The following is a 12213-nucleotide window of genomic DNA, read 5'->3' on the forward strand; positions in this document are numbered from 1 at the left end:
CATTGTTACTTCTTGAACTTTTGCATTTTTCCATTGGCGATCTAAGCTGCTATAGAAATGTAAAGAGGTCATATTCACTGTAGTAGAAAATTAACTTAACCAAGGAAAGATATAATGAATAAAAATATACTACTTAGTTTATGTGTTCTGTTATCAATGTCTGGCTGTTCAACAATAAAATCTTGGTTTGATTCGTCACCCCAAACTACTGTAATAATCCAGAAAATTTCTGCGGAAACTCCGAAGATTGAAACTAAAATTGTTTACTTTGATGGTGTACATCAATACTCCGGGTGGGACGAAAGAAATTCAGGTGTTGCGGTTTATACAGCTGAATCAGGTTGGGTAATTACCGATGTTAAAGTCAATGAGTTGAGATCATGGCAACGTTCAGGTTACAGCCTTAAAAAGATTGCTGCTGATTCAGCCTCCGTATCTAAATCGGTTATCGAGGATAAATTTTCCTCCGCACAATCAGCTGTTGCCGAACTTTGGAAAAATGAAGTTGAAAAAAAGAAAATCAGTGCAGCAATTAATGATGCAGCTGATAATTTCAGGAAAACGAGCGATATAGCAGCTTCCAGTCATTCCAAAGTTGAAATACATTGGAAAGCTGAAGGATCTAGAAATAGGTTCGATCAAAAACGAGGACAGATATGGGTCAAACTAGATATAACCTTGGTCAAAGTTCCGAACGAAACTGATGTTGATAAATATATCGAAGTAGTAAAAGAGGCACTTAAAAAATAAATTGATAGGTCCTATCTGCAGAAATGCGGATAGGACCACAAGTAAAATACTCAATATTAATAACAAAACTCTTGCAAATTGTTCATTCTCTAACCGCTTTCATTCTGAGCTAAGCTTATGTCTTATTACAAGCAATCCAAATACTCTTTGGCTTTGTTCTGCACCAAATGGCCATAATGACGGATTGTGGTTTGGATATTGGTATGCGCCATCAGTTTAGACACGGTAAGTAAGTCAGCCCCTTTTGATATCAGTTGGCTAGCGAAGTTATGCCGCAGGGTATACAAGTTAAGGCTATCTGGTAAGCCAGCTAAAGTACGTATTTTTCCCCATGGCTTTTGCATTGCCTTTTTATCCATACGTTTACCGGTAACCGCTGATGGAAACACTAGGCCTCTTGCAGGTTGTTTGTGTTGTTTATGCCACGCTACCAACACATCTGTTGCTTTAGCACTTAGCGGAAAGTTTCTTGTGTCACTCTGGTGATGTGCAGTTTTTTCTATAACTTTGCTAATGCTGCCAGACTGCAAATCAATATGCTCCCAACGCAAACCAAAAAGATCACCAGGGCGAAAACCGGTGTAATACATTAGCAAAAGCCATGGTTTTACATGGTCGACATATACCAAATTGCTCAGATCAGCCAAATGCGCTTTACCGTGTGCGCGGCTATTTACCCGGGCTTTACGCCTCTGCTCCTGATAAAGATCCAGTGCGCTAAAAAAGGCCATAGTTTCAGCATCGGATAAATACCGTCTTGAATCTGTGTCGTTTTCATCCGTATCAAAGCTGACAGGTGGTTTTTCTAAACTGACATGCTTTAACGGGTTGTCAGTTAGCACGCCTTTTTTAACGGCATAGTTGAGCATGGTTTTAAGTGCGCCATAAACGCGCTGTATAGTATCGTGCGCTAAACCTTCTGCCTCTTTACTCAGCTGCCAGCTCTCAACCTGGTTACGATTTAACGACTGCATAGGTACGTTAGACCAGCGTTCAAAATGCCTTTCTATCATTTGCACAGTTTGACTGCCCGACTTCTTTCGGGCTTGATAAGCGCGGTAATGGTGTTCAAGAAAATAATCCAGAGTTTGTTGCTGCAGCAGAACCGCTTGTTCTTTGTTAGCCTTCTTCTCTTGCTGCGGATACTGCCCTAACGCGACAGCACCCAGCATCGCAGTTGCCTGATCCCGTGCTTGCTCAGGTGTCAGAGCACCTAAATGACCAATCGTTATGACTTGTTGTTTACCTGCTGTATTACGGTACGATAGCCGAAACGATACTCGCCTCTTACCAATGCGCATATGAAAACCAGCTAGCTTAGTGTCATACACATCACCTAGTTCTGAGAGCTCTAATTCAGCTTTTATTTTAGTAGCGTTAAGATGGATCTTTTTCAAACCACTACCTTCCCGGCAGTTTCTAGGTAACAATAAGGTAGCAGATTAGCGAAATAACTAGCAATATACAGCCCCATAGAGCAACAAAATAATTAATCAAGATTATGTTTTAATTGAACTTATATATGTATAGCTGTTTGTGGAGATTTGTCAAGAACACCTTGACATGGTAGGGGTCGTTGGTTCTAGTCCACTAGGACGCACCAAAAAATTCAAACAAAAAAAGCCGCTCATTGAGTGGCTTTTTTGCTTTTAAAGAATTAAAAATTATAGCTTTTTTAACTGACCATAAAACGTTTCAAACAAACCCAATTTTACACATCCTTACCACTTGACCCCATTTAAGTTCAAAAAATAGTATCGTTGAACCAATGGTAACCACGTACATCCTAAAATTTGGATGCCGTTTACCTTTTTTGACCCCTAACCTAAAAAAACGTACTGCATAGCCATTTTAATAGCTTTATCAATTTAGACTATAGAGTGCTAATCACTGTTGTCTTCGCTGCCATGTACATTGTCGCTAGGTTCATAAGCGTTTACTGCCGTGATCCGTTTTTTGATTTTTTGAAGCAAAGTAATCAATTGGTTGATTTCTTCAGGTTCGAGATCTTCAAGTAATAATGCCTCTCTTTGCAGAGCAACATCGAGAATTTGGTCATGTAACAAGACGCCTTCTGGCGTCAGGGTAACAAGTACGGATCGTCCATCATTAGAATCTTTCTGATACGTTACCGCCTTTCGCTCAAGCAACGACTGCAGCGCTCTGCTAACAGCAGCCTTGTCTAAGCCAATTACCTGACTCATTCTGTTCGCAGTAATGTTCTGTTCGACTTTTAGCAAGGCCAGTAAACGCCACTCTGCAACACCAACCCCAAAATGTTTTCTGTAACAAACCGATGCACCACTTGATAGCTTATTAGCTAGGTAAGTCACAATTGCGGGCAGGTAGCGCTCTAAATCTAACTGACTTTTTCCTGTTTTTGCATCTAGCCTAGGCATCTTTTTACTTCCCCAAAATATTCCAGCTAATCCTACTGATTATGACGACTCTTGAACAGCATGTTCTATAAAGAAGGATTCGATAAAAAGCATTAAGGATAAACATAGTTGACACGTCAACCAAATTTGAAATATAGTTGATGCGTCAACTAAAAATATAAAGTCAGGAAATATTATGCTGAACGTTAAAATTCTTAAGAGGACTCAAGAAGCTTTAGATATCGTTAGTTTCGAGCTTGGAAATATAGACGGCTCAGCGCTGCCTCACTTTGACGCTGGCGCGCACATTGATGTGCAAATTAACGAAAATACCCTCCGCCAATACTCCTTGTACAATTCATCAAATGAGCATCGTACCTACAAAATTGCAGTTTTAAGAGATGCAAATTCTCGTGGTGGATCGCAATGGATACATGACACCTTAAAACAGGGAGATATTATTAAAATCTCTCATCCTAGAAATCTATTTTCGTTAAACACGGGCCGTCATCCCGTACTATTATTTGCCGGTGGGATTGGTATAACCCCCCTTATCTCAATGGCTGAGACTCTTCACAGTTTGAACCAAGCGTTTGAGCTGCATTATTTTGCTCGCTCGAAAGAGCATGCTGCATTCTTTTCACAATTAGCAAATGGCCCATTTTCCAAAAATGTCTTTTTCCATTTCGAAGACCTGCGCGCTAGCCAAGGGAATGGCGTCAGAGACATTTTAACTGGAAGGCAAACTGATATTACACCCACCCAAATATACACCTGTGGTCCAAATGGTTTTATGGATTTCATATTTAGTACTGCCAAAGAACTAGGCTGGCCTATTAGCGCTTTACATAAAGAGGTTTTTAAGGCCGACATTGTCGAGCCAAGCACCAAGGACAAGTGCTTTACACTGAACTTAATTAAATCCGGTATCACTATTGACGTTTCAGCGGATCAAACCGCATTGGAGGCTTTAGAAGAAGCAGGCGTAGAAATTGATTCATCCTGCGAACAAGGTGTATGTGGGTCATGCCTTACGAAGGTTCTCAATGGCGTACCTGATCACAGAGATCACTTTCTCTCTGACAGTGAAAGGTCAGCAAATGACCAGTTCACGCCTTGTTGCTCACGTGCATTAAGTGAATCACTTAGTCTTGATTTGTAAAATTTAACGCTAGCAGGAGATAAAAATGACAGTGCAACATTATAACCAAACGGGTGAACATGATGTGGTTACGCCAGATCGTTCATCATTTCCTCTCAACATGTGGTATGTAGCCGCCTTAAGTAAAGAAGTACAAAATAAACCGCTAGCACGCACACTTCTAAATGAAGCAATAGTGCTATATCGCACAGCAGATGGTCAGGTGGGCGCGCTGGAAGATCGATGCTGCCACCGTGCACTCCCCTTGTCATTAGGTACGCTTGAAGATAACGGAATTAGATGTGGCTACCATGGGCTACTATTTGATAAAACTGGGACATGTATTGAAATCCCAGGCCAACAAAAAATCCCCTCAAAAGCTAAAGTCAATTCCTACATAGTGAAGGAGCAGAACGCTATTATCTGGATTTGGTTTGGTTCGAAAGAGCACCCCGAACCGACCTGTCTGCCACCTGTCTATTCTGTACATAACGATGAAAAATACCTATATGATGGTGACGTCTACCATTATCAGGCTCCATATCAACTTATTCACGACAATCTACTTGATTTGAGTCATTTAGGCTACGTTCACCTGCATACCATCGGCGGCAATGCCAAAATCCATATGAACGCAGAAATGAACGTAGAGCAAATGGGTAACTCTGTAAAAGTCACAAGATATATGCCGAATTCAACGCCCCCGCCAACTTATACCGCTGCTTATCCGTTTAAAGGAAATGTAGATAGATGGCAAGAAATCACATTTTTCCCCTCTCATCTTGAAATCTGGACCGGTGCTGTTGATGTTAATAGTGAGCCTTTTGATAGTCCAGATAGGGGGGGATTTCATTTAAAAGGCTTCCACGGAGTCACGCCAGAAACAGATGAAACTAGTTTTTATATTTGGACACAGGCGAGCAACCCCAGCAGCTCCCCAGAAGAAAATATGAAACTGGTGATCGAACAAACTGCGCTTACTTTTGACGAAGACAAAGTTGTTATCGAAGCCCAGTACCAAAACCTGAAGCGTTTTAAAGGCAAAAAACTAGTCGATATTCACGTAGATGTTGGAGCGAATCGAGCACGAAGAATCATTGAAAAACTGAAAATAGATCAGCAAAACTAAACGTTACGGAGCGCCCTTCATTTTAAAGGAGCTCCTTACCAACGCCTTCTGGTGCCCTTACTGAGAAATTAACTGACCACTACAAGCAACAGACCGTGGTTCAGCCTAACTCGTAGTGTTCACGGAATTGAAGTGCAGTAAGCTCAGTGTGTTGTTTGAAAAAACGACAAAAATAAGCCTGATCTTTAAAGCCAAGTGTCGCCGCCACTTGCTCCAGATTTTGACGGGTATAAATCAATCGCCGTTTAGCTTCTGTTAAAACACGTTGTTGAATTAAATACTTGGGCGACACTTTGAGTATGTGCTGACATGCCCGGTTTAGTGTCGATACCGACACGAACAGCCTTTTGGCATAGTCATTCACTGTTAAATGCTGTTGAAAATGTGCATCCAATAAACTTCGAAACTTCAGAAGCAACGTTGTCTCACGGCTTAGCGGATGTGTCTGCAAATGCTGCAAACTGAGTTCGCGTTTAATAGTAATTAGAAACAAACTGAGTAAATGCGTAAGTGCCGGGGCACTGTCGATGTTAGCTCCGTTAATTTCTGAGCCAATTAGCTTCAAAATAGTTAGTATTGCAGAGGTGTCGTCCAGATCGATCAAATGATAACGCCAAAGGCTACCGGTTGCCTTAAGTTGGGTTAACTCGGATGCTGAGATTAAGTTGGTCATCAACTGGTTATGCACGGACATCACAAAGCCTTTAGTATCTGGTGCAAACACAAATCCATGAACCACGCCCGGCGGAATAACAATCAAAGAATTGCCAGAAGCCGTAAATGTTTGTCCGTCCAACGTCAGCTGACAGCGATTATCTAAAATTAATAAGAACTGAGTTAACTGCTGATGCCGGTGTGGAGCAATTTCCCAATGTAAGCCACTACTTCTGCTCGCGATGTCTTCCAGATGAACAAAACCCGGCTCAGCAAGAGCCTGATGTTCACCATACAGGTGATAGAACGGTACGGGATCACTCATCTTGTGCAGTTGCATCGTCTTACCTAAGACACATACGTTGCTTCAAAAGTACAATAGATTGCCAGATAAGTGAATTAAAAACTTCGTTCGTAAACGGCACTATTAATTCTTCCTTGGTAAGAATCAGGTTTAGATTATGCGAACGATTAAAACTCAAGTCGCCATTATTGGTGCTGGCCCATCTGGATTGTTGCTTGGTCAATTACTTGCTAAGCAGGGGATTGAAAATATTATTATTGAGCGTGTTTCTGCAGATTATGTTCTGGGTCGTATTAGAGCTGGAATTTTAGAGCAAGGTTTTGTCGATCTGGTACGGGAAGCTGGTGTGAATGAACGCATGGATAAAGAAGGGCATGTACATGACGGATTTGACATTGCGTACTATGGTAAACGTTTTCGAATCGATCTTAAGGCATTAACCGCTGGTAAAACGGTAATGTGTTATGGGCAAACAGAAATCACCAGCGATTTAATGGACGCTCGGCGCGATAGCGGTTTGACGACCTATTATGAGGCAAGCGACGTCGTTCTGAATGACGTAACCGGCGACTCTCCGTATGTAACGTTTAAACACAATGGCGAAGATTGTCGTTTAGATTGTAACTATATCGCTGGTTGTGATGGTTTTCACGGCGTATCACGCAAAACTATTCCTGCAGATAAGCGAACCGAGCATGAGCGTGCTTATCCCTTCGGCTGGCTTGGCGTATTAAGTGATACTCCGCCCGTGAGTAACGAACTGATCTACTGTAAAACGGAAAGAGGTTTCGCCCTGGCGAGCATGCGTTCATCTTCTCGCTCTCGTTACTATCTCCAGGTGCCGCTGAGCGATAAGGTAGAAAACTGGCCAGATGACATCTTTTGGGAAGAGCTGAAACTCCGTCTGCCACCTGATGCGGCCGCTCGCTTAGTCACGGGCCCCAGTATTGAAAAGAGCATCGCGCCCCTTCGTAGTTTTGTGTGTGAACCGATGCAATGGGGCAAGCTATTTTTAGTCGGAGATGCTGCGCACATCGTGCCGCCTACCGGTGCGAAAGGTTTAAACTTAGCCGCCTCTGACGTATCTACTTTATATAAATTACTGGTCAAAACATACCAGCAACAAGATCTCGACGCATTACAGAGATATTCTGAAATCGCATTGCGCAGGGTGTGGCATGGCGAACGGTTTTCCTGGTGGATGAGTAATATGCTACATGATTTCGACGAGCAGCAAGTTGGCGGTATGGATAAAGCAACGTTCGAGCGATTTATGCGTTCAGAACTAGACTTTTTCTTGAACCATGAAGAGGGGCAAAAAGTCATTGCCCGCCAATATGTTGGCATGCCTTATGAGCAGATAGATTAAATCCGGCAAATGGCATTTTATGGGCCTGTTTGCTGAAAATGGCCTTTTATAAGTAGATAGTTAAAACAACGGTACAGCAACGATTTTGGAATAATCAGATTTTCGAATCGTTGCTAAGTGCCAATTGCAGACATTCCAATGTGTATGTATTAAAGTCCGCTTTTGGGTGCAAGCAGAACGCTACCATCACCAGCGACAAAGCCGCAGTGTTAAGTGCACGCTTTTGCAACCAGCGCATGACATGGTTAGATTTACCAAGGTATCAGAAGCCGTTTATCTGCATTATTTTTCTTTGCCTAAATTCGAGACTTGCGGATCGACAGCCCCTTGTATCAATTAAACGTTACGGAGCGCCCTCATTTTAAAGGAGCTCCTTACCAACGCCTTCTGGTGCCCTTACTGAGAACATGCCTAGAACTGTTGCTATGGCGTAAAGACAAAAAATAAAGCCACTTCAATTGAAAGTGGCTTTATGAACAACCCCATTTAAACCGTTTACATTTTAGCGTTTCAAAATAAACCGATCTAAGTCATTAGCGATTGTTATATCACCTTGGTAGTACTTAGCCACTTCACTGGTGTATTTTTGAAAATCTGCCGGTAAATCTAATCCTGGTGACATATGAGTGACCACCAGTTTTTTCACTTTGGCTTTGGCGGCTAACTGGCCAACATCTGCTGGCACTAAATGGTGTTTAGATAAGTGTTGCCGCATGTGTTCAAAAGCAGGTGTTGGCATATTAGGGTTCATCCGTTTAACCAAATTTACGGTGTAATCAACATCCATCATCTCACTGATCAGTAAATCGACGTTCTCAGACAATTGAGCAACGGCCTCGCTTGGCCCGGTGTCACCAGTAAAGACGACAGTGTAATCAGCTAATTCAAACTTAAATGAAAGTGATTGAAATTTATGCCACTCTTCACTGTCTTTAGGCCAACTGTAATGCGAATTGCGAATGGCGCTTAACTTGAAGCCATCTAAATTGACCACGTCACCATCACTGATTTCTACAACTTGAACATTGTTACTTGCAAGTTCCGTTTTTTGACCCGGCACACCATAGTTGCCCAACGCACCATAAGTCATGTAAGCAAAAATCCCTTCTACCGTTTGTTTGGTGCCAGGAGGCCCATACACAGTCAGCATGTTTTTTGTACTGGTTTGCCAGCGCAAACTTAACACAGCGGGTAAACCGCCAGTGTGATCAAAATGCAAATGACTAATAAAAACCGCATCGACGTTTTTGATGTTTAAGCCCGCCTTAGCCAATTGGCCCGCGGTACCATCACCCACATCAATCAGATATGTTTTCCCATTAACAACCATGGCATTAGCTGGTTGAGAGTGGGTCGCGTTTGGAATGGGCCCTGCCATTGTTCCTAAGGTTATCCATTCATTTGGCATTGGGGTAACACTATCGGCGATTGCACAGCTCGCGATTGTTGAAGCCATTAGCAAGCTTGTAAGCGTTTTAAGTAATTTCATTTGATTTTCCTTTATAACGTGTATGCAAACCTTACCCAAAACTAGCGTTCACTCATCATAAAAGCGGCTGAAGATTGCCACTATCTTTCGCTAGAGTAAGGTTAATGTTATTCATTACCAAAATAGTAAATTTAAAAAGTCTAGATACTTAACCTAGACTTTTACTGTTGATACTTGAACTTAAAATTCGTAGCTAACACTTAAACCATAAGTACGCGGTGGTTCATAAGCAGATCCAACCGTATTACCAGAGCCCAACTGATAGGTCGCTGGGATAGATTTATTGGTCATATTGCGAATAAAGGCATTTAAAGTCCAATCGCCTTTATTGGAAATTAAGGTTAACGCAGCATCCAAGGTAACATCACTGTCTACTCGACCACCTGGCAAATAGTTGAAGCCGAGTTCACGCTCAGCACGGTAACGACCATCAAGATTACTGATTAAGGCGAAGTTTTCGAATTCAATAGTATGTTGTAAACCTAATGACAGCGTTAAATCTGGTGCATTTAGCGCGTTTTTACCAGAGCAATCAACTGTAAACCCACGTTTAGCCCCCTCAACATCCAATGCAGGATCATAAGCTACTAAGTTATCACCGACAAAAATACCCTGCGTATTTTGACACGCGTTTACTGGTGTTAAGAAGTTTGGTGGATCAATGCCTGCGTCAGACAGGTCAACTTGTGTAAATTCGTAACTATCATACACAGCGTCGAGAAATTGCGCCGCACCACGAACTAAGAAGTTCGACTTAACCGCGTATTGAAAATCGACTTCCAACCCTTTAATAGAAGACGCACCAACGTTACGAGTATAAAATGCGTTATTACCATTAACATCTAGCCCTAAAGCGGCAAGCTGTTGATCTTCGTATTTCCAAAAGAACGCTTCAAAGTTTAGTTCTAACCGTCTGCCGAAGAAGCGATTTTTAGAACCTAGGGTATAAGCATCAATAAACTCAGGCGCATAAAACTCACGCCCTTCTGCTAAGTTAAACCCGCCCGCTCTAAAACCTGATTCAAAACTGGTATAAACCAAGTTTTTGTCGGTCACATCATATTCAACAGCAGCGCGGTAAGTCATTTGGCTGTCATTATCTTTCTCATTAGTCGCGCCTGGGGTGATAACAAACAGTGCACCCGGACCAAACTGAGCTGGAGCAAACGCATTGATAGGACCAAATGGACGAGCACCAGGTGTAATAGAACCATCTGCTCTAAGTGGTGACCCCGTTGGAAATAATGCAGGATTTAGCGCTGCTAGAGTATCAGCAAGCGTTAAACCAACCGGCATACTGGGTATTTGCGGGCAAAACGGTGCGCGGCCCTCTGGGTGTTCTAAACACACTATGGCTGATGCGGTTTGAACAGCGTTAATTTTGTAGGTGTCATCCGTAAACCGAACACCACCGACTAATCTTAGTGCATCGGTAACATGGTAGGTTAAACGTGCAAATAACGAGTTCGAACGAACATCACTTTGCCAATCATTATGCGTCACAGTTGAAAACTGGTTAAAAGCGTTTACTCCTGACACGCTTTCATCAAAATACAGGGCACCTAAGATCCATTCAATGCTATCTTCTCCACCTGCTAATCTTGCTTCAATACTGGTTTGTTTTGCTTCATCTTGGTTAATTGCCGCTTTAAATGGCGGGCCATTAAACTGGTTATCCAGCGTTGACACTCTGTGGGCGGGAATAACGGTCAATTTTGACCAGCCCAAATCATAATTAATTTCTGCATTCAGACCCCAGTAGGAGTCATCTCTATTAGGATAAACAAATCCTGAATAAGGCATAAAGCCTGGGGCACTAGCGACATTATTGCTAATATACGCAAGCACATCTGGGTTGTGTAAACCTGTAAAGTCAGCAGATATTGCCGCAGGCGCAGGGTTAAAATTCCAACTGGGCACCGGTAAGCTAGATTGAAATGCAGCAAATGAGTAATGTCCCATAAACTGAACCCCGGCCCCCACTCCTTTTTGAGTCGAATAGTCGGTCGATACACGAATGTCTAAATCATCTGTTGCTTGCAGGAAGTAGGAAGCACGCAAGGCGACATCATCTGCATCAGAAGAACCATCAGAAAAATAGCCATCTCGTTTTGATATCGTGGCCGCAAGCCGAATGGCTGAATCATCTGAAACTTCAAAATTACCGATAGCCGTTAAATTACGCTCAGAGAAGTTACCAAACCCTAATTTAATACGACCGCTATTTTCATTAAGCACTGGCGCTTTTGATATAACGTTAATTGCACCACCAGTTGAGTTACGACCATAAAGCGTGCCTTGTGGGCCTTTTAGAACCTCTACCCGATCTAAATCGAGAAAAGATGAAATCGTTGAAGATGGCCGACCAATATAAACACCATCAATATTGAAAGATACGGCAGGGTTGGTATAACCATTATTTGTGAAGTTTCCCACTCCGCGAATAAAGTAGGCTGTATTGGCGCCACCACCCGTTGAAACCGATAATGCAGGGGCTATTTTGTTTAAACCTATTGCATCAGTTATGCCCAACTTTTCCAATCGCGCACCAGAAGCTGCATTAATAGGTATTGCTGCATCTTGCAATGATTCAGATTTTCGCTGAGCGGTTATTTGAATGACCTCTATACCAATTTCTTCTTCTGTTGGCTCATCAGCTTGTGCCCAACTCGCCATCGGAAATGCAGAAGCACTTAATACCGGAATAATTAACGACAATTTTTTCATCTTCTACTCCCTTGCCTTTCATTTATATTTATAAGTAATTATTGTTTTAGCATTAGTGTTGAAGTGTCAGTAGTGTCTCGAGCAACTTAAACACAAAGCTTTTCGTCTTAAAATCACACAGCACAAAATTTACACAACACATTTAATATACTTAACAACCTTGTATCGGGGTAATTGAATTTAACGATGGGATTTATCAGTTTTCCAGATGAGTAAGAATTGTTCTTCCCTTTCTCACGACATTTTTAGACAAGAACTATCCTAAAATAACG

General features: G+C 42.1%; 9 protein-coding genes. 4 read left to right on the top strand and 5 right to left on the bottom strand.

Annotation, left to right across the window (positions count from 1 at the left end):
- Positions 1-114: 114 nt before the first annotated feature.
- Positions 115-750, top strand: a complete 636-nt coding sequence (locus L1N97_RS11485; RefSeq protein WP_236129875.1) for a hypothetical protein — start codon at positions 115-117, stop codon at positions 748-750.
- A gap of 125 nt (positions 751-875) precedes the next feature.
- Here L1N97_RS11485 and L1N97_RS11490 read toward each other — a convergent pair whose 3' ends face one another.
- Positions 876-2147 (bottom strand): tyrosine-type recombinase/integrase, encoded by a 1272-nt coding sequence (locus L1N97_RS11490; RefSeq protein WP_236129876.1) that lies wholly within the window; start codon positions 2145-2147, stop codon positions 876-878.
- 486 nt (positions 2148-2633) lie between these two features.
- The gene (locus L1N97_RS11495; RefSeq protein ID WP_236129877.1) at positions 2634-3149 is read right to left on the bottom strand and encodes a MarR family winged helix-turn-helix transcriptional regulator; all 516 of its coding nucleotides are present in this window, start codon (positions 3147-3149) and stop codon (positions 2634-2636) included.
- A gap of 175 nt (positions 3150-3324) precedes the next feature.
- On the opposite strand from L1N97_RS11495, the gene L1N97_RS11500 reads away from it, so the two are divergent.
- Complete coding sequence (locus tag L1N97_RS11500) at positions 3325-4290, top strand: PDR/VanB family oxidoreductase (RefSeq protein ID WP_236129878.1); 966 nt, start codon at positions 3325-3327, stop codon at positions 4288-4290.
- Positions 4291-4315: 25 nt separating this feature from the next.
- Positions 4316-5398 (top strand): aromatic ring-hydroxylating dioxygenase subunit alpha, encoded by a 1083-nt coding sequence (locus L1N97_RS11505; RefSeq protein ID WP_236129879.1) that lies wholly within the window; start codon positions 4316-4318, stop codon positions 5396-5398.
- 100 nt (positions 5399-5498) lie between these two features.
- On the opposite strand, the gene L1N97_RS11510 is transcribed toward L1N97_RS11505, so the two are convergent.
- Positions 5499-6392, bottom strand: a complete 894-nt coding sequence (locus tag L1N97_RS11510; RefSeq protein WP_236129880.1) for a helix-turn-helix domain-containing protein — start codon at positions 6390-6392, stop codon at positions 5499-5501.
- Positions 6393-6513: 121 nt separating this feature from the next.
- Here L1N97_RS11510 and pobA point away from each other — a divergent pair, with 121 nt between their 5' ends.
- A complete protein-coding gene (gene pobA / locus L1N97_RS11515; RefSeq protein WP_236129881.1) occupies positions 6514-7725 on the top strand; it encodes a 4-hydroxybenzoate 3-monooxygenase in 1212 nt (403 codons plus the stop codon).
- Positions 7726-8227: 502 nt separating this feature from the next.
- Here pobA and L1N97_RS11520 read toward each other — a convergent pair.
- The gene (locus tag L1N97_RS11520) at positions 8228-9214 is read right to left on the bottom strand and encodes an MBL fold metallo-hydrolase (protein WP_236129882.1); all 987 of its coding nucleotides are present in this window, start codon (positions 9212-9214) and stop codon (positions 8228-8230) included.
- 180 nt (positions 9215-9394) lie between these two features.
- Complete coding sequence (locus L1N97_RS11525; RefSeq protein ID WP_236129883.1) at positions 9395-11941, bottom strand: TonB-dependent receptor; 2547 nt, start codon at positions 11939-11941, stop codon at positions 9395-9397.
- Positions 11942-12213: the final 272 nt, after the last annotated feature.

The organism is Rheinheimera sp. UJ63 (assembly GCF_021568285.1).
GTDB lineage: Bacteria > Pseudomonadota > Gammaproteobacteria > Enterobacterales > Alteromonadaceae > Alishewanella > Alishewanella maricola.